The sequence below is a fragment of the Xanthomonas euvesicatoria genome, from assembly GCF_013112235.1.
Lineage (GTDB): Bacteria > Pseudomonadota > Gammaproteobacteria > Xanthomonadales > Xanthomonadaceae > Xanthomonas > Xanthomonas euvesicatoria.
On sequence record NZ_JABFFS010000001.1, the window covers coordinates 4,100,290 to 4,118,844 of the forward strand.

At 56.2% G+C, this 18,555-nt stretch carries 13 protein-coding genes and 2 tRNA genes; 2 read left to right on the top strand and 13 right to left on the bottom strand.

Annotation, left to right across the window (positions count from 1 at the left end; all coding sequences use genetic code 11):
- Positions 1 to 329: 329 nt before the first annotated feature.
- From HLH45_RS17620 to uvrB, 4 genes are all read right to left on the bottom strand, one after another.
- The gene (locus HLH45_RS17620; protein ID WP_008571001.1) at positions 330 to 2,003 is read right to left on the bottom strand and encodes a type IV secretory system conjugative DNA transfer family protein; all 1,674 of its coding nucleotides are present in this window, start codon (positions 2,001 to 2,003) and stop codon (positions 330 to 332) included.
- A 36-nt stretch (positions 2,004 to 2,039) separates the two neighbouring features.
- Positions 2,040 to 2,282: a hypothetical protein gene (locus tag HLH45_RS17625; RefSeq protein ID WP_008571000.1), complete on the bottom strand. Its 243-nt coding sequence runs from the start codon at positions 2,280 to 2,282 to the stop codon at positions 2,040 to 2,042.
- Positions 2,283 to 2,824: 542 nt separating this feature from the next.
- Positions 2,825 to 2,899: transfer RNA gene (locus HLH45_RS17630), tRNA-Val, on the bottom strand.
- Positions 2,900 to 2,997: 98 nt separating this feature from the next.
- The gene (gene uvrB / locus HLH45_RS17635) at positions 2,998 to 5,019 is read right to left on the bottom strand and encodes an excinuclease ABC subunit UvrB (protein ID WP_008570998.1); all 2,022 of its coding nucleotides are present in this window, start codon (positions 5,017 to 5,019) and stop codon (positions 2,998 to 3,000) included.
- Between the two features lie 141 nt (positions 5,020 to 5,160).
- Between uvrB and HLH45_RS17640 the strand changes: the two genes are divergently transcribed.
- Complete coding sequence (locus HLH45_RS17640) at positions 5,161 to 5,703, top strand: GspH/FimT family pseudopilin (RefSeq protein ID WP_008570997.1); 543 nt, start codon at positions 5,161 to 5,163, stop codon at positions 5,701 to 5,703.
- Positions 5,704 to 5,749: 46 nt separating this feature from the next.
- Here the strand turns inward: HLH45_RS17640 and HLH45_RS17645 are convergent.
- From HLH45_RS17645 to HLH45_RS17675, 7 genes are all read right to left on the bottom strand, one after another.
- Positions 5,750 to 5,826: transfer RNA gene (locus HLH45_RS17645), tRNA-Asn, on the bottom strand.
- 58 nt (positions 5,827 to 5,884) lie between these two features.
- Positions 5,885 to 6,295 (bottom strand): type IV pilin protein, encoded by a 411-nt coding sequence (locus HLH45_RS17650; RefSeq protein WP_008570996.1) that lies wholly within the window; start codon positions 6,293 to 6,295, stop codon positions 5,885 to 5,887.
- Entirely contained in the window at positions 6,295 to 10,005 is a 3,711-nt protein-coding gene (locus HLH45_RS17655) for a pilus assembly protein (protein WP_033478368.1), read from the bottom strand. Before HLH45_RS17655 ends, HLH45_RS17650 begins: the two co-directional genes overlap by 1 nt.
- A gap of 9 nt (positions 10,006 to 10,014) precedes the next feature.
- Positions 10,015 to 10,587: a pilus assembly PilX family protein gene (locus HLH45_RS17660; protein ID WP_008570993.1), complete on the bottom strand. Its 573-nt coding sequence runs from the start codon at positions 10,585 to 10,587 to the stop codon at positions 10,015 to 10,017.
- Positions 10,584 to 11,558 carry a PilW family protein gene (locus HLH45_RS22015; RefSeq protein WP_033478367.1) on the bottom strand — a complete coding sequence of 325 codons (975 nt, stop codon included), beginning with the start codon at positions 11,556 to 11,558 and terminating at the stop codon, positions 10,584 to 10,586. Before HLH45_RS22015 ends, HLH45_RS17660 begins: the two co-directional genes overlap by 4 nt.
- Positions 11,555 to 12,013 (bottom strand): type IV pilus modification protein PilV, encoded by a 459-nt coding sequence (gene pilV, locus HLH45_RS17670; protein ID WP_008570992.1) that lies wholly within the window; start codon positions 12,011 to 12,013, stop codon positions 11,555 to 11,557. The genes HLH45_RS22015 and pilV overlap by 4 nt, the downstream gene beginning before the upstream one ends.
- Positions 12,014 to 12,028: 15 nt before the next feature.
- Positions 12,029 to 12,640, bottom strand: coding sequence for a GspH/FimT family pseudopilin (locus HLH45_RS17675; protein ID WP_306460193.1), 612 nt, complete (start codon positions 12,638 to 12,640; stop codon positions 12,029 to 12,031).
- Positions 12,641 to 12,828: 188 nt separating this feature from the next.
- Here HLH45_RS17675 and HLH45_RS17680 point away from each other — a divergent pair, with 188 nt between their 5' ends.
- The gene (locus tag HLH45_RS17680; RefSeq protein WP_223866254.1) at positions 12,829 to 13,773 is read left to right on the top strand and encodes a sensor histidine kinase; all 945 of its coding nucleotides are present in this window, start codon (positions 12,829 to 12,831) and stop codon (positions 13,771 to 13,773) included.
- On the opposite strand, the gene ppnN is transcribed toward HLH45_RS17680, so the two are convergent.
- Entirely contained in the window at positions 13,755 to 15,140 is a 1,386-nt protein-coding gene (gene ppnN, locus HLH45_RS17685) for a nucleotide 5'-monophosphate nucleosidase PpnN (protein WP_008570990.1), read from the bottom strand. The two genes, HLH45_RS17680 and ppnN, sit on opposite strands and share 19 nt — an antisense overlap.
- 106 nt (positions 15,141 to 15,246) lie before the next feature.
- Complete coding sequence (locus HLH45_RS17690) at positions 15,247 to 18,471, bottom strand: TonB-dependent receptor (protein ID WP_031423301.1); 3,225 nt, start codon at positions 18,469 to 18,471, stop codon at positions 15,247 to 15,249.
- Positions 18,472 to 18,555: the final 84 nt, after the last annotated feature.

Consider the following 18,555-nt stretch of genomic DNA (forward strand, 5'->3'; position numbering starts at 1 on the left):
ATTCACTCTGACTTCTCCAACTCATGAAATTTCGGGCTTAAGACGGACAGCACTAAGCCTCCGCGCACCAGTGGGTACCGGAGGAAACGTGTTATTGATGCGTTTCTCGCGGCTCTACCACCCGCTGGGTCGCCCCAGTTGCGAGTGCGTGCTGCCGAGAAAAATGAATACGCTGATAAACCATCCATAGCCTTACTCCAGTACGGCCCATCCGGCGCCGCTCCCCTACGACCATCTATCTACACCGCAGATTCTTGCTAACTTTGCCCTTAACAAGCAGATCCGTCAAGAATTGCGCACCAGGCACCGCACTGCAAATGTGACATCAATCACACTTTGATGGTAAGCGTTTTCACTTCAGTTTTTGGCAGTAAGCGCGCAGTGAAGTAGCGATCCTCGTAGTAGCGAATCTTGTCGCACTTCACCGGATGCGGGATCCCTTCGTACAGGAACACTTCCTTCTCGTTGCCCATGGCCTTGAGCTCCTGGGGCAACATCAGAGCCCGCCGCTCTTCTGACACGCTATGGGTGGTCTCCCGCCCTCGGGTGACATTCTTCTTCTTGATGGTGGTGTAACCCAGCATCTCGGAGTAGTCGTTGGCGTCCTGCTGTTCGCGCGGCGCGTAGAGGATCTGCAGGGCGTGGTTGGTGATGATGGTGCGTGACAGATCTTTGCCGTAGGTTGCGTCCAACTGCGCCATGCTCTGGATGATGGGCAGCAGGCGGATGTTGTAGCCGGCCATGTAGGCTACCGCGGTCGCGATGATGTCCACCTTGCCGATCGAGGTGAATTCGTCCATCAGCAACAGGCACTGATATTTGAGCTCAGGGTTGGACTTGGGCAGTTCGCGGGTATTGAGGTTGATGATCTGGCTGAAGAGCAGATTGATGATCAGGCGGCTTTCGGCCAGCTTGTTGGGCTGGATGCCGATGTAGATGGTCATCTTCTTCTTGCGAAGGTCCGTGAGCAGGAAGTCGTCCGCACTGGTGGCGGCGTCCAGCACCGGATTGATCCATGCATTGAGCGGCTCCTTCAAGGTGCCCATGATCGAGGCGAAGGTCTCATCCGCCTGGGAGAGCATGTTGGCAAAGGCCGACTTGGCGTTGCTGCTGAGGAACCGCCGCTCGGACAGCGACTTCAGATATTTCTTGAGATCGGTACCGTCGCCCGAGGACAAGCGATAGATCCCGCCTAGCGTGGGCGCCCCTGCCCCACCCGGGAAACCGAGCGACAGCTCCTCGTCCCAGTTCTCGAACAGGTACAGCGCGAATGCCATGAACGCGTTGCGCGCCTGGCTGACCCAGAACTTCTGGTCGTCGGAGCCGTCCGGGTACAGCATCGCCGCGATGCTCATCAGATCCGAAACGCGGAATGCGGGGTCGTTCGACACATAGGTCAACGGGTTCCAGCGATGCGTGCGACGGTCTTCGGCGAACGGGTTGAACAGGAAGACTTCATGGCCCTGACTGGCGCGCCACCCGCTGGTCAGGTCGAAGTTCTCCTGCTTGATGTCCAGGACGACGATCGACTCTTGATACTCCAAAAGGTTCGGGATCACGACACCGACACCCTTGCCCGAGCGCGTCGGCGCAGCAAGAATCACGAATTGCTGGCCGCTCAGTCGCACCAGCTTGCCATTGAACTTGCCGACGACAATGCCGTTTCCGGCGGGCTTGAACAGCCCATGCTTGGAGAGGTCGGCGGCGCCAGCGAAGCGCGCGTCACCGTGCAGGGCGCGCGCCTTGGGCTTGACGATGAGCACAACGGCAATCGCCCAGACCAGCACCGGCAGGCCAAATCCAAGCGCGCCCGCAATCTTGATCTTGGTCGCGTAAGGCGCCACTTGGGGCAACCCAAGCGCGCTGAAATAGCGGTAGTAGGTGTCCCACCCGTACAGACCGGTGTCGAGCCGCAGCAACAGCAGGGTGAGATAGCCAGACAGGCAGTATCCGACTAGCACCGCCACCAGCGTGGCAATTGCGATGATTTTGGGTTTGGACATGCGCCCTTCTCCTTAGGCTTGCATCACGATGGCGGGCTAGCGACGCACGACCGGCTTATGGTCGACAAGCTCGGACTTGCGTCCGCCGCTCTCGCTCTCCACCAGCGAATCGATCCAGACCTTGGCCTGGTCCAGAGACAAATCCGGCGTGATCCGCGTACCCGCATCGGTCACGATGGCGTATGCCACGACCGCGTCGGGTGCATACACCTCGTCACGCGTAATCGCCACAACACGATATCCGCCCCTGGTCAGCACGGTGTGCTGATATTCGTCCATCGCCAGCCTTCCTTTCCGTCAGCGCGGTGGCGATGCTAAAGCAAGACGTGTGACGGTGAAAGCGGTATCGGCTAACCGGGCGGCGGTGGGCCGCGCTAACCCGCAAAACAGCCGCACTGAACACTTATTTCCGACACTCGAGGCACTTTCGGTGCGCTTGGGAGGAAGAGAGCGGCATTGGGAGTTCGTCCATCTGGGGGGGCGATACGCCCATGGCATCGCGCATCGTCCGAAACGGGCAGATCAGACAAATGGCGCGGCACGATTCCGCATCGCCGCGCACCTGGCTGGGGACGTTTTGACCGAAGACAGCCAACATCCATATGCGAGCGACATGCTTCAACATTGCCAATCGACACGCAACGCGCAGGCAGGCGGGCAGAGATGAAAGCACAGGAAGGCCGTGATTCCAGTAACGCAGACCCGAACTGACACATGCCAAAGCTGCAAGAGCTTTTGCGTTGGGTCACTTTGGGGGTCAATGGCAGACGTCGCTGCCGATCTTGAAACCACTCAAGCCTCTGTACCATCTGGACTTAGAGTGGTGGGCGGTACAGGGTTCGAACCTGTGACCCCTACCATGTCAAGGTAGTGCTCTACCGCTGAGCTAACCGCCCGAATCCTGCGTCAGCATTGCGCTGTGCAGGGCGCGCATTCTAGCGCAGGGTTTTACCGACCACAAGTCCTATCGTGTCTGCAGGGCGAGCCATCCGCCCTATCCCAAGCTGGCAGCCTTCAACTTCTGGATCTGGTCGCGAATCTGGGCTGCGGCCTCGAACTCCAGATCCTTGGCGTGCTGGTACATCTTCTGTTCCAGACTCTTGAGCTTGCCAGCGATTTCCGCAGGCTTCATGGCACGGTAATCGGGCGTCTCCTCTGCGACCTGGCGCGATTTCGAACGGCCCTTGCCCGACTTCTTCTCGGCCGCATCGTCGCGCGCGCCTTCCATGATGTCGGCGATCGGCCGCTCGACGGATTTCGGTGTGATGCCATGTTCCAGGTTGTACTCGACCTGCTTCTCGCGGCGACGATCGGTCTCGTCGATTGCCGCCTGCATCGAGCGCGTTATCTTGTCGGCATACAGAATGGCCTTGCCGCGCAGATTGCGTGCGGCACGGCCAATGGTCTGGATCAGCGATCCGGTCGATCGCAGGAAGCCCTCCTTGTCGGCATCCAGGATGGCCACCAGCGAGACTTCCGGCATGTCCAAACCCTCGCGCAGCAGGTTGATGCCCACGAGCACATCGAACTTGCCCAGGCGCAGGTCGCGGATGATCTCCACGCGCTCGACGGTGTCGATATCCGAGTGCAGGTAGCGCACCCGAATCCCGTGCTCGCCCAGATACTCGGTGAGGTTCTCGGCCATGCGCTTGGTCAACGTGGTCACCAACACGCGATCGCCGAGCTTGATGCGCTCGTGGACCTCGGACATGAGGTCGTCGACCTGCGTACCAACCGGACGGATTTCCACCACCGGGTCGATCAGACCGGTTGGGCGCACCACCAGTTCCGTGACTTCGCCGGCAGACTCGCGCACCTCATAAGGCCCCGGCGTTGCCGAGACATAGATGCTGCGTGGCGAACGCGCCTCCCACTCTTCGAAACGCAAGGGGCGGTTGTCCAAGGCAGACGGCAATCGAAAACCGAACTCCACCAGCGTTTCCTTGCGCGAACGGTCGCCCTTGTACATCGCACCGATCTGCGGAATGGTCACATGCGACTCATCGATGACCAGCAGCGCGTCCGGCGGCAGGTAGTCGAACAGGGTCGGCGGCGGCTCGCCGGGCGCCTTGCCGGTGAGATGCCGCGAGTAGTTTTCGATACCGTTGCAAAAACCCACCTCGGCCATCATTTCCAGATCGAATTGCGTGCGCTGCGCCAGACGTTGCGCCTCGACCAGCTTGTTCTGCGCGTAGAGCTGTTCCAGGCGTTCTTTCAGCTCTTCCTTGATGGTGTCCACCGCACTCAACGTGCGCTCACGCGTGGTGGCGTAATGGGTCTTCGGGTACACGGTGTAGCGCTGCAACTTGCGCAAGGTTTCGCCAGTGAGTGGATCGAACAAGGTCAGCTGCTCGATGTCGCCATCGAACAACTCTATGCGCAAGGCTTCGGTATCCGACTCGGCCGGGAACACATCCAACACCTCGCCGCGCACGCGAAAGGCACCGCGCGTCAGTTCGAACTCGTTGCGGGTGTATTGCAGATCGGTGAGATGGCGGATCAATTGGCGCTGATCGATGTGCTCCCCAACCGACAGGATCAGGCGCAGCGATAGATAGTCCTCCGGCGCGCCGAGGCCGTAGATTGCCGACACCGTCGCCACCACCAGCGAATCGCGCCGAGACAGCAAGGTCTTGGTCGCCGACAAGCGCATCTGCTCGATGTGTTCATTGATCGAACTGTCCTTCTCGATGAAAGTGTCCGACGACGGCACATAGGCCTCCGGCTGGTAGTAGTCGTAGTAGCTGACGAAGTACTCGACCGCGTTATGCGGGAAGAACGACTTGAACTCGCCGTACAGCTGCGCCGCCAACGTCTTGTTAGGCGCCATCACCAGCGTCGGCTTCTGCACCTGCTGGACCACATTGGCAATGGTGTAGGTCTTGCCCGAACCGGTCACCCCCAACAGCGTCTGTTTGGCCAGCCCAGCCTCGAAGTTGGTCACCAACTTGTCGATGGCGGCAGGCTGGTCGCCCGCTGGCGAGTATGGGGATACGAGCTGAAAACGGTCGGTCATGGAGCGGATCTCGGGGGGGAGGCTGCACGAATTTACGGAGGCCAGCATCGGTAGAACCCTGACAGCCACGCAAGGAAAGACAGGGTTACCTGGCAAGCAACCAATGTTGAGACTGCTTGCTCCACTTCAAGGAGACGCGCAATGGACGCAGCAGGCTATTCGAGCGCGAGAGGGTACACCGCAGTCCAGTTGCTCATCGTGATGGCGATCATCGGAATCGGCGCAGCCATCGGCATGCCGAGCTTCAAAAGCCTCATCGAGTGGCAGCGAGCGACCACGCGCGTGCACCTGCTAACTGCGCACCTTGCAATGGCCAGAAGCCTTGCCGTCACCCAAGGCGGGCCTGTCAGCCTTTGCCCCTCCATGGATGGCACACGTTGCCGAACAGATCGCATCTGGAGCCAGGGATGGATTCTCTTTAAGGATCCAGGGCGCGATGGGCATCCGCCAAACGCTGCATCCGTGGTCAGAGTGGAGCAAGACTCCGCCACCGGCGGCATCGATATCGTCAGCACAGCTGGACGATCAATCGTTCGCTTCCTGCCGAACGGCCGCAGCAGCGGCACGAACATCACCATCAGCCTCTGCAGCAACGCCAGGCGACTCGCTGACGTGGTGGTCAACAACTCCGGAAGAGCACGCACTGTGCGCTACACCAGCCCTACCAGCTGCGCAGCCCGATGACCAGGCAAACAAAAAGCCGCGACACGTCGCGGCTTCTTGAACATCTTGGCGCCCGAAGTTGGACTCGAACCAACGACCCCCTGATTAACAGTCAAGTGCTCTAACCGGCTGAGCTATTCGGGCGGGGAGGCGAATCATAGGGGACTATCAGCCAAGTTGCAAGCCCCTTACGGAGCAACCATCACCAACAGTCGGATGCACCACCGGATGCCGAACGCACTCCCTTTTCATCGATGGTTAACGTACCGCAGCTCGTGTCTCCGCTTTGCGCGCCCTTAGGAACCGCACGGATTCTGAAGGCGGTCGCAGTTGGATTACCGTCATAAGAAACTTCGTAGAACGATGAGAGGCCTCCACCGCAAGCAGGAGGCGTGGGCGCCGCTGCGTAAGTCATCTTTGTCGTGTAGTAACGCTCCATGAATTGGGCACGCTCTTGCAGACAAGCAGCAGCAGAAGACCGTCGCGTTTTAATGACCGAATTCTTGTAGCTCGCCATTGCGATTGCGGCAAGGACACCAACGATCAGCACCACAATCATAATCTCGATCAGAGTAAAGCCCCTCTGACGTCTCGTCATTACAGAATAGTTCATCACTCGCTCCTGATCAGCTCACGCCAAGATACCCGCCGCATGCTCAACGCACTGCTGTTAGTACCCAGGCTAACGGTACTCGCATTATCAAGGGCCACCTGCATGATGTTACCGACAAAAATCGGATTATTGGGACTGCTATTCATCCCCAATCCGGAAACCGGACTGCCATTGAGCGTGTCACCCGTACTCGACCCGCCACTACCATCAAGATCGAAAAATGATTGAGGCAAACGCCCACCAGTAAATGGGTTGATCGCCATTACAAAGCCCTTACCACTGGGACTGCAGACATCGCCCGCATCAGGTATGCGGGTTGTGCCGATTAGTGCAGTACCCTGGAAGAAGTTAGGGACGACCATCCGCTCGCCTTGCCTGCCAGACACCGGCGAAATCAAATCCATATACCAGCCATTGATGCCCGGATTTGCCTGATCTTCGATGACACGCGCAGTAAATCCATTTACCGTGCCTTCGCTTAAAATATCAACTGAATTCAAAGTCGAACGATTTGCGATCGCTGCACCACTTCGGTCGACCAATCCGTACCAAGACTGCACATCTTTATTGGATAAATCGCCATCCGAAATATATTTTCCTGTCCCGAAGAACAGCCATGTCAAGCCAGTCGCCGGATCTTTTGCAGCGGTCGGAGCTGCAGTGATTGGCTGAGTCTGACCTCCATATGTCGCGGTAAACAACTTTGTCACCGTTGCAACGGTACCTACCATCGCAAAGCGCCACATATTTCCTTTTAAATCGCCCGCATAGATCCGATCCACGATCGAATTATTCGTGGACGACCAACCCAGCACGCCGGAGAGGCCATTAGCACCCGTTGCACCAGTTGCTATTTCTGTCACGGTCCCCGTCAGAACTCCGATGAGCACCAAACCAGCCCCATCATTACTGCTGTTAGGTCCATTACCTATCATCGTGAACCAAGCACCAGATGCAAGTTGCCCGATGATGGGCTTACCAAGGTTATTGCCCATGGATGAAATTTCGCCCGAAGTCTTATCCCACAATAACGAAATATTCCCCGGGTCTGTGACATCTAATGCAAAAGCGCCCCGACCACCTCGCCCAAGCGTGCCTACAAGCACTGAACGCCAGCGTCCTAATGAGACGTCATAGACATCTGAAACCGTGAGTTCGCCATCAACGTAATAACGATGCTCGTAATTCTGATTTGTATAAGACAGCAGATTAGTCATCGCTCCTTTGGGAACAAACGCAAACCTCTCGGCACCCGTGGCCGCATCGAACGCGTGAAGCATTCCGTCGTTGGCGCCGACATAAATGGTGGCAGATCTCGACGCTTGAGCAGCAGCAAAATTAGGGTAGATCGAGGCCCCCGCAAAAGTAGCGCCCGCATAAAGCCTCGCGTTCGGCGCACCCACATACACAGGCTGTGAATTCACAATATCACCCATGATACCGGTTCGCGTTCGCAGCGTACCACCATTGGCTTTTTCTGATGAACGGTCGCCGCGCAAATAATTTATCTGCGCCTGGCTTGCCGAGGATAGAGGCGTGGTCCCCAGATTGCCAAAGGTAAAATTGGAGAGCAAAGCAGGGCCTGCAAACTTAATTACACGCTGATCCCAGGCGGGAAATGCGCTGTTCGCACTCCAGGCTTGTGTGAGGCCTCCCGTAGCAGGATTCACATCATAGGCAACCATATCTCCACGCCAAGTGCGACTATAAAAAATCGACTGGTAAGTCCTTGCACCAGCTTCAAGCTTAGTCGTATTACTAGCCAACGAAGACCCGGAACCTTTCATTTCATCAATGATGCGCTCAAAAGCACGTTTGAGGCTGGTCACCATCTTGCCCGCGTCGGCAGCTATGTAGTAATTATCCGCACGTTGATAACCCGCCGTGTTATTGACGAGCTCGTTTGTAGTCCACCAGTCTGCGTTAGATAGCGGCGCCGTTCTAGTGGAAGAGTCGTAGCCTGTGGGAACTGTAAACCCACCATACTTAGCAGCCAGCCAGTACTGATTAGTTAGCTTACCCTTGTAATCGCCGTTTTCGACTACGTCAACCCAATGTGTGGATATATTTTGCTGCCCTTGCAAATCAGGACGAAGGTCTGTCGTATGCGCATGATAAGCTAGAGAAGCAATGTAGCCAGAATTTAACAAACCATTAAAATTGGCAGTTGTAGATCGGGAGAATGCAGTTGCCCGAGTTTGACCTTCCATTATTAAAATGTTTGTTAACAACTTAACAACATCGACTGTGGTGTCAGCGGTAACTTCAGGAGGCACGCGCGGTGTCGCATCCACAGCCCCACCATTTGCCTCCACGCCGGGAAGATTTTTGTCACTATGCGTGTTGGTATCACCAATGCCCAAAATCACATTTGTCTGACACCAATAAGAAATAGGATCCAGTCCCTTCTGATTCCAGCCGGTAATTACGGGAAAGGCATCTGCCTGCTGATACTTTCCTGTAGCAGTCGTCGCAGTAAAGTTAGAATAAGCGGGAATATCACCCTGTTTTTTAAAGTAACGCAGAGCCGCATAATACAGCTCACTCACGTCATCGTTACTCTTAGTGTTCTTGCCAGTACTCATCTGACCAAACTTATTCAAATAATTGATAACGCCACTATTTGAGATGGTCATTCCTACCGCTGCGGTAGTGGCAGCTGCATCTGCCGTATCCGGATTCTGATAGAGGACGCCGGTAACAGGGTCCCACTCCTTTGCAACGTTGTCAGCCACGCCCTCTTCAGGATTATAGGTTTTTGGACCGACAAATTTCTGCCTCGCTCGCAAAACCCCCGTATCGACGCCATTCCCATCAATATTCAGGTAACCGAAAATACTATACTTTATCCGCTGCGAATACTCCTGAATAAGCCCTTCTGGTTTATAACCCTGAGAGTATTTAACGCAATTATCTTCCAGCCCGGCGGCATTATCGCAAACCTTCACGCGCACACTTAATTCAAAAACCGCGTCCGTGTCGTAGCGATCACACTGACGACCCGTTCGTTCCAAGCAACTTCCGTCTAGCGCATGAACGCTGGGGTTATACTCGTAACGCGGGCCTGTAGCGTTAGTATTTCCACCCAAATCAAGGTCTTGTGTGATCCACATCTTGTTCTGTAGACCATCAATGCGAATCATGACCTTATTCCACTTCGAAGCCATGACGCCAGCAATGACTGTACTACCTGTTACAGTACGACGAGGAAAATTCCCTGTATTTACTCGTTCACCGACTGCTTTCTCCAAAATCGTTGTAGTCGGCGTATCGACTACTCGATATCCACCCGTCATGGCCGAGCGAAAAGGATCAATTGTCTGAGTTGCTGCCCAGTTCAGAAAATTACCGGACCACAACGTGGCATCATTACAACGAAAGGAGGCATCTGGCGCTGGTGATGCTACCGGATAGAAATAACGCTTCGTCTCGTCTGCATCATAATTATATTTATAGCATTTTGCTGAATTAAAATACCCGACATATCGCGATCCAGTCGTAAACCCGCCAAGGTTAGCAACGCTAATTACAGTCGGAAATTCGACTGATGGGACTAATGCAAGATTCCCAGGAACATTACTTCCTACGAAGAGGGGCGACTGCGAAACATCGACTTCAGCGCCAGCGGCACCAGTAAAAGCGATAACAATGCCGGCGACCACTAGTAACAACCGGTCCTTGAGCGTAGATTGACTTCCGGAAGTTTTCATAGCGACGCCTTATTTCACTGTAACGTTGGTTTGCAAAACGACGAGCGCGCGCTGCCCAGCAACAGCTGGATTGACGCTTCTCGCAGTAACGCGATAGTAGTGCTCTAAAGACGTCCCACCAGAACCACCATATTGATTCTGATTAACGCTAGAGTTGAGACTCAGCTGATCCTCACTGGTTCGCTGTCCAAGGTATTGAATATAATACTGCGCCGAGCCAACCTGAAGTTTTTGCACCATACTTGCATCGACCCAGCATTCTTGAGTTCCAGCGGCACAGCCCGCGCCGTTGCCTGTATAGGTATTACTAGGCAGCGCATCGCAAACAGCCGCAGTGGGGCAGACATAGCCTGCCACCTGACCCGCACCCGCTGCTGTTTGAATTACTTTTTCGGCTTCACGCAAGGCTCCTTCCGTTGCCTGGAACGCCAAACTGCGATCATACATATTTGCCGACATACGCTCTTCCATCAGCGTACTGCGCAAGACAGCCAAGCCTAGCAACGTCATTACTAGCAGCAACAGCAGCACTACAATGAGCGAAATTCCTGTTTGCTTGTAAACTCCACTACTCCGGCTCATGGGTTGCGATTCCTGATGCTGACGACAGAGGTCATTGTCCGGGTGAGTGGCTGCCCATCCGTACCTACAGAATCTGGTGATCGGACTGTAATGCTTAAGCGAACTGCAAGAACCGAACCCCAGTTGGATACTCCAGACGCATTTACATAAGTCGCGTCAGCGAGAGCGCCACCAGATGCAGTCAGGTACTCAATCTCCAGATCGGAAACATTTTCAGCCACCTCATTGCTTGATATGACCCCATTCGAACCAACCACATCTTGGTATAGGGAACTCCCCCCCCTTGGCGGCGCTTTAACGTACCAACGAACTGCGCGAAGATTGGTGAGGATGGAGTTTCTTTCATATGTATAGCTGTTTGAGCCCGCCACGCAGACGCCCGGCAGACGCCCAAACCGATTACATGCGTTCTGCGAGGCCGAGCTGTAATTAACGCTAGTGCCGGAAACAGTCTGCATCTGAAATATTGCCAATTGCTGGCGATCACAAAGCAGTGCAACGTTTCCGCTCTGAAGCTCCAGAGCGGAGGCTGAAAGCGTGAGAATTTGGGTGGCCGCGATATGGGTGTTTACAGTGGCTCCGCCGGTGGCAGCCTCAAGGATCTGCACGGCATCAGTACCTGCGGATGAGCCGGCCAGCGCTCCATCCTCATAACCTTGCAATGGTTGCGCCCAGTTCTTCCACCACGTGGCAGTAGGCGCCGTTAATACATTTGCGACCGGCAGTGCTTTATCACATGGATTGGCGCCCGCCTCGCGAATATCTCGAGCGATTAGTTCAAAGCCGAGGCGCGCTGTCTCCTGGATTCTACCGACGCCTTCCGTCGCTGCATAAGCTTGGCGATTTGAGAGAAAAATTCCTATTGCCGCCCCTACCACAAGCAGGCCAAGAACCATCGATATCATCAGTTCGATTAAATTAAAACCGCCCTGTGATTTTACGAAACCTACTGAAAAATAATGGCTTTTCACAGTTGAGTCACCGTGGCCACCTGTTGCGCAGTTTCTCCTGCGCCATCCAGGTTTTGAGCGCGACTATCATCCCACTGGATAGTAACTTCGCAGTTACCATCCAAGCAAGCAATAGATCCGCATGTGGACGCGCTATCCCCAAGTGCGCGCTTAAGACTGGCGATCCAGAGAGCCTTATCTCTATCGGGCAAACTGGTCCCCGTCGGCACGTTACACAGCAAGCTACCGGTATTATATCCGCCAATCATTGCAACGTCTCTGTTCGCACGCATTGCATCGAGAATAGTGTACGTCTGCATTACGACCTCGCTACGCCGGAGTGCGCCCTGATTGTTGCGTAAAGCTGTTGTCTGCATAGCGGCAATGCCAAGCATCCCAATCCCCATTACCAAGACGGAAATCATCACCTCAATTAGGGTTACGCCGCTCATTTTTTGTGGTGTAGTCATTTTCATGAGTTTCTGAGTGACTTAAGAGTCCGTAGGTGTAGGGCAAGATGCGCCCACTGCGCGCTCAATTGAGACTCGCCCGCCCCCGCTTATAACAACATTGCGAATGTTTTGAGCTGGGGACGTTGTCGTCATACAGACGGAAATCTTTCCGACTAAAGGAGCTCCTGCGCCTGTTCTTGCGATTCCGTCGGGAGAGAAAGAAATACGGTCATTCAGGGAGTTGACTGCCGGACTAGCATCTACCACCAAGCCTGATCGAATTTGACTTACCCGAAGTACCTGACCAGTCCGCACCACAACTGTGATGGATTGCGTCCAAGCGCCTCCCGTCGCACATGTGCTTCCGTTATCACTTCTGCAGACTGCCACCGTTGAATTCTGCCGAACCGCCTCGGATCGAGCCAGTTGGAGCGCCGCGACCATTTCGTTTGCGCTAGCGGTCAACCTGCTGCTGCGAATCAATGTGCCGAATGCAGGAACAGCGACAGCCATCACGATCGCCAGGACCGCCACCGTAACCATAAGCTCAATCAGCGTAAAAGCAGATTCACGCCTACCAAAGGCGGCCTTGCGAATAAGAGTGCCCATTTGCCCCCCAGATTTCCCCGTGCTGACGGTATCGAAGACCATCTCCACACGCCACTTGTGCCCGACGGGCGGCTTGACGCGACAGGCAAACGGCGCGACTAGCTGTTCTTGCCTTATGATTTGTTATGCCCGAGCCGTCCACTCAGCCCCTGATGCAAGCGCAAAGGGATCCTCTGGAATCTCTCAGCCACCCAGCAAGTCTCCTGTGGGTACTGATAGCAGGAGAGTGCGTGGCAGCGATTTTGGCGATGGCTCCCGGCTACTCTGCAAACCGTTGGGTGTATTTCGGTCTTGCTTCGCTCGGAGTTCAGTGGGTGTCACTACTGACATTGGCAAGCTTGATGGTGTTAAGGAAAGTGCTGTCGGGACGCCATGCGCTGTTGATCGCTTGCACAGCCCTGGCGCTTATGCAGGTTGTGACCCTGGCTGTAACAGCATTGGTGTTCTGGACGCTGGGTGACTATCTACACTTGGGCGATCACCATTGGCGTGCGCTTGCATTCCAGCTTTCAGGAGTAGCGCTGCTGATTGCAATGTTAGGCATGGGCGCCTTGCACAATCATCTCCGGCTACGGCAACTGGCCGTACGTGCAAAACAAGCAGAACTCGACGCGCTGACGGCTAGAGTTCAACCGCATTTCTTGTTCAATACCCTGAACATGGCGGTCGCGCTGGTGCATGCGAAACCTCAACAAGCAGAGCAATTACTCCTAGATCTATCGGAACTGTTCAGAGCAGCATTGGGCGGACCAGACGACGTACATCTTGCAGACGAGATCATGCTAGCCAAGCGCTATCTAGATATCGAATCGTTAAGATTCGGAGCGCGCCTACGTGTTCGCTGGATCCTTCCCGCTCCCCTACCAAACATTTTACTTCCGCGATTGACGTTACAGCCGCTCATAGAAAACGCTGTACACCACGGCGTCGAAGGAACAACCGACGGAGGTGAGATAACAATTGCGGTCATCGATAGCCTGGGCTCGGTCAGAATTGAGGTAAGAAATACGCTATCCAACATAGCGAATGGCAGACCAAATCCGGGCCACGGCATTGGTCTTCCCGCGTTACGCGGCCGCTTGGCGGAGAGCGGCCGCGCGACCCTATCGATTCAAAAATCCGAATTCGCGTTTCTTGCGACCATCAGCCTGACCAATCAAGTCACCACCCGATAACAAGGCCGATAGTCCCCCGAGATCTTCATCCGGCGCTGCTCGACAAAGCCGCGCAGCAGCTCATCCAGGGCCTGCATGATCTCGGGATCACCGTGGATTTCGAAGGGGCCGAATTCCTCGATGCGGCGCATGCCGTCTTCCTTGACGTTGCCGGCGACGATGCCGGAGAAGGCGCGGCGCAGGTCGGCGGCCAGGGCCGGCGCCGGGCGGCCGTGGTGCAGGTCGAGCGCGGCCATCGCTTCGTGGCTGGGCTCGAAGGGCTGCTGGTACTCGAGCGGGATGTGCACGGACCAGTTGAAGTAATACGAGTCCTTCTGGTCCTTGCGGTGCGCGCGCACTCCGTGGACCCCTTCGGCCATACGGCGCGCGACGGCGACCGGGTCGCCGACGATGATCTCGTAGCGCGAGGCGGCAGCGTCGCCTAGGGTGAGGCGAATGAAACGGTCGATCTGCTCGAAGTACGGCGCGGCGATGGTCGGGCCGGTGAGGATCAGCGGGAACGGCACGTCCGCGTTTTCTTCGCGTAGCAGGATGCCGAGCAGGTAGAGAATTTCCTCCGCGGTGCCGACACCGCCCGGGAACACCAGGATGCCATGTCCGATGCGGACGAAGGCCTCAAGGCGCTTCTCGATGTCCGGCATGATCACCAGATGGTTGACGATCGGGTTCGGCGATTCGGCGGCGATGATGCCTGGCTCGGTGACGCCGATGTAGCGGGTATTGTGCTTGCGCTGCTTGGCATGCGCGATGGTGGCGCCCTTCATCGGCCCCTTCATGGCGCCCGGGCCGCAGCCGGTGCAGATATCCAGCCCGCGCAAGCCAAGCTCGTAGCCGACCTGCTTGGTGTAAAGGTATTCATCGCGCGAGATGGAATGGCCGCCCCAGCACACGACCAGGTTCGGATCCAAGGGCTGCAGGATGCGCGCATTACGCAGCTGGCCGAACACGGCATTGGTGATGCCTTCGCTGGTGTCGAGATCCGCGCGTTGCGCTTCGAGCTCGATGGCCATGTAAGCGAGATCGCGGACGACGGCAAACAACAGTTCGGCCACGCCGCGGATGATCTCGCCATCGACGAAAGCCATTGCCGGTGCGTTGATCAGATCGATGCGGATGCCGCGATCCTGCTGATTCACCTGGATGTCGAAATCCGGGTAGAGATCGCGCGCAGCGCGCGGGTCGTCCGATGCGCTTCCGCTGGTCAGCACGGCCAGCGCACAGCGGCGCAACAGCTCATGCATGCCACCGCTGGATGCGTCGCGCAACCGGGCCACTTCTGCCTTGGATAATACATCCAGACCACCACTCGGGTAGATCCGCGCATCCACCACCGGCAGCGCCCGTGCTGCCGTACTGCTGAGTTCCATAGCATGCTCCTGTCGTATGCACGGAACTTTAGCGTACTCACCCGCACAAAAGAAAACGGCCGGGTGACCCCGGCCGTTTTTGCAAACATCGACACGCTAGCCGGCTTTAGAACTGGTAGCGGAAGCCCAGCTGCAGCGCCCAGCGGGAGATGCCCTTGTCGTCGTAGACGGTCGCGGCATCCGGCTCATTGAAGCGGTAAACATACTTGCCAGTCGCCGCGTCGATACCGCCGTATTCAGCAACACCCTTGAAGCCCGGGAATGCGTACTCATCGACGCGGCCCCACTTCTTGTTGAGCAGGTTGCCCACGTTCATGACGTCGACCCAGATCTGCGCCTTGTTGCCATCGAAGAAGCCAGGCAGCTCCTGCTCGATGTGTAGATCGAACTGGTTGACCCAGGAATTACGTACCGCATTGCGGCCAGCAACCTGGCCCTTGTGCGTGGACAAGTACTGGTCATTGTTGACGTAGTTCCAGAACGCGTTTTCTTCGGCCGCGTTACGGAACAGCACATCGCCGCGCGCCGCCGGGATGTACAACAGGTCATTGGAGCGACCGTCGCCATTGGCATCGTTGTCGAACGTATAGCTGTAGGGACGACCGCTGCGGCCTTGATACACCAGACCGACCTTCGTTGCAAAATCGCCGAAGAAATTATGCTTCCACTGCAGCGTACCCAGGAAACTGTCCTTGATTTCGTATGCCGAGGTTGCATTGACCTCTTCATTCGCCTGGAAGGTTGCGGTGTTGAGCAGCTGCGACCCCGAAGTGGAACTGGTCAGACCGCTGACTTCCTTCGCGTTCGAGTAGGTGTAAGCCAAGCTCCACGACCAGTCGCTGTCGTTGAACGGCTTGTTCAAGCCGACAGTGAAACTTTGCGAGCCACCCTGATCGGTGGGGCGCGCAATGATGGCATCGTTGAAGCTCATGTTGCGACCAGCACGGATATCGGTACCGCTGTTCACACATGACGAACCAGCCGCCACACCCGTTTCGCGGAGACATGCATTACCCAGGGAATTCCAGTTAGCCGGATTGCGGCCATTGGCATTCCAGTAGATATCACGACCATCCTGGCCAACTGCCGTCGGATTACCGAGATTGAGCTGCTGGTAATAAATCGCTTCCTTGACCTTGGTCACCACACCTTCCATCGAGGCGACGATGCCGTACCACGGCAACTCGGTATCGAAGGCGAGGTTTGCTTTCCAAACGGACGGCTGGCTCAGATCCTTGTCAACAAAGTCGACCGACTGCGTGGCGCCCGATGTTCCGCGCGGCTGGTTGTTGATATCCGGCGTGAAGCGGATACCACTGTTGGACGCGTTGTTGAAGTTGTAATCGGTATAAGCCAAACCAGTATTGGAATACGGATTGGACAACCAAACCGACGCGGCAGCACCCTGGAACAGGCCAACGCCGCCACGCAGCTGGGTCGGACGATCTGCATCGAAGGTGTAGTTGAAACCAAAGCGCGGCTGCCACAAGCCGTTGCCGTCAATGGTTTCATCATTGCGAAGACCGAATGCGTTAAACGCAGCCTGGTTGAACTGCGGCGAGTTCTTCACCATCGGCTCGTCATAACGCAGGCCGAAGTTCAGTGTCAGGTTGCTATTGACGGCCCAAGAATCCTGCAAGAACACGCCCACGTTCCGCATGCCCCACTTCGCAGCGATATTGTCGATACCGGTGGGCGAATACGAGTAACGATACGCGTTCGGCAAATTTGCCTGGTAATTGGCAACCGAGTTGAAGGTGTAGCTACCGAAAACACGCGGACCATATAAGTTGTAGATGTCGTTGTCTTCGTAGTCGAACCCGAACTTGACCGTGTGGTCATTCAAGAACAGCGTGCCGGCGAAGAAGGCGTTCCAGGTTTCGGTGCGCAACTCGTTAGCCTGAGTATTGGCTTCAGTACCCAGATTTAAAGTGTTGTTGCCGAAACGCACGGCGATGGCCGGCAACTGCGATGCCGCAGTACGAACTGCCGAGTAATCGCGATAAGACACCTTGGCTTCGGTCGAAAAAGTATCGGTCCAGTCGCTGAACAACTGACCGGTGTAGGTCTCGAGTTCGAAGTCGCGCACATAGTGGTACGAGTTCAACGCCAGCTGATTGTTGCCGAACCCATTGAGATTGGCCGTGCTCTGCTCGGACTTGCCATAGCGGAACGAACCACGATGCTTGTCGCTGATGTTCCAATCCAGCTTGAAGCCCTTCTCTTCTGAATCAGAATCCAATGCCGGCAAGGCCAGGGTCCCAGGGTCGAAGCCATAGACATTGCGCGAGATATCGATCACCTGATCGACCTGCGCCTGGGTAATACCGACTTCATTGCTGGCACCAGAACCGGCTGGACCGTAGCCACTGTTACCGGTAAACACACCCTTACCCTTGTACTTCTCATAGTTGGCGAAGAAGAACAATTTGTCCTTTACGATCGGGCCGCCCAGAGTCAGACCATACGTCGCTTCGTTGTCGAACAGCTGCGGGCGGATGTTGTTCTGATTCTTGCCCGACCAGTCGTTCTCGCGATAAGTGCCGTAGACCGAACCATGGAATTCGTTGGTGCCCGACTTGGTGACGGCATTGATCACGCCACCGGTGCCGCCACTGATCGTCACGTCGTAGTTGGCCACGTCCACCGAGATTTCATCGATGACGTCCATCGAGAACGGCTGGCGCGGGGTCGGCAGACTGTTGGATTCCAGACCGAAGGCGTCGTTGGTGCTGATGCCGTCGACGCGGATCGCGTTGTAGCGCGGGTTCTGGCCGGCGATGGAGATTTCGTTGCGCGCCTTGTCGGTTTGCGCAACGCGCGGATCCAGACGCACATAGTCCTGCAGGTTACGGTTGATCGACGGCAGCGACTCGATTTCTTCGCGGGTCACGTTGGTGCCGGTACCCATCTTGTTGGCGCTGAAAATGGCCGAGCCGTAATTGCCGGCGATTGCCTGCACGGTGCCCAGCGTCGCCAAATCGCCGCCCAGAGCGGCATCGACCTGGTTGACCTTGTCCAGATTCAGATACACGCCTTCGCGGGTGGTGTTGCCAGCGCCCGAAGCGGTAATGGTGATGGTGTACGGCCCGCCCACACGCAAGCCGCGCGCGTTATAGCGTCCGCTGGCATCGGTGGTGGCGCGGCTGACCGTTCCGGACTCCACGTGCGTAATGGTGACTTCGGCGTTCGGGACGGGCTGGCCGCCACTGCCGGTCACCAGGCCGGCGACGCCAGCCGAGGTGCTTTGCGCAAACACAGGAGCGGCGGCGAGCGCGGCAACAAGGCCAAGCGTCAGCTTGGACATGCGGAGATAACGGGGGTGGGTCATTTCGGTAGCCTCGATACAGGTTGGGCAGTGACAAAAAGGCGCAGTCAGCCCAACCGTTCCCGGGGGTGGGCTGCCGATGATCTG

Coding starts and splice junctions, on each gene's coding strand:
- HLH45_RS17620 (WP_008571001.1), bottom strand. CDS start 2,003: ATGTCCAAACCCAAAATCATCGCAATTGCCACGCTGGTGGCGGTGCTA.
- HLH45_RS17625 (WP_008571000.1), bottom strand. CDS start 2,282: ATGGACGAATATCAGCACACCGTGCTGACCAGGGGCGGATATCGTGTT.
- uvrB (WP_008570998.1), bottom strand. CDS start 5,019: ATGACCGACCGTTTTCAGCTCGTATCCCCATACTCGCCAGCGGGCGAC.
- HLH45_RS17640 (WP_008570997.1), top strand. CDS start 5,161: ATGGACGCAGCAGGCTATTCGAGCGCGAGAGGGTACACCGCAGTCCAG.
- HLH45_RS17650 (WP_008570996.1), bottom strand. CDS start 6,295: ATGAACTATTCTGTAATGACGAGACGTCAGAGGGGCTTTACTCTGATC.
- HLH45_RS17655 (WP_033478368.1), bottom strand. CDS start 10,005: ATGAAAACTTCCGGAAGTCAATCTACGCTCAAGGACCGGTTGTTACTA.
- HLH45_RS17660 (WP_008570993.1), bottom strand. CDS start 10,587: ATGAGCCGGAGTAGTGGAGTTTACAAGCAAACAGGAATTTCGCTCATT.
- pilV (WP_008570992.1), bottom strand. CDS start 12,013: ATGAAAATGACTACACCACAAAAAATGAGCGGCGTAACCCTAATTGAG.
- HLH45_RS17675 (WP_306460193.1), bottom strand. CDS start 12,640: ATGGTCTTCGATACCGTCAGCACGGGGAAATCTGGGGGGCAAATGGGC.
- ppnN (WP_008570990.1), bottom strand. CDS start 15,140: ATGGAACTCAGCAGTACGGCAGCACGGGCGCTGCCGGTGGTGGATGCG.
- HLH45_RS17690 (WP_031423301.1), bottom strand. CDS start 18,471: ATGACCCACCCCCGTTATCTCCGCATGTCCAAGCTGACGCTTGGCCTT.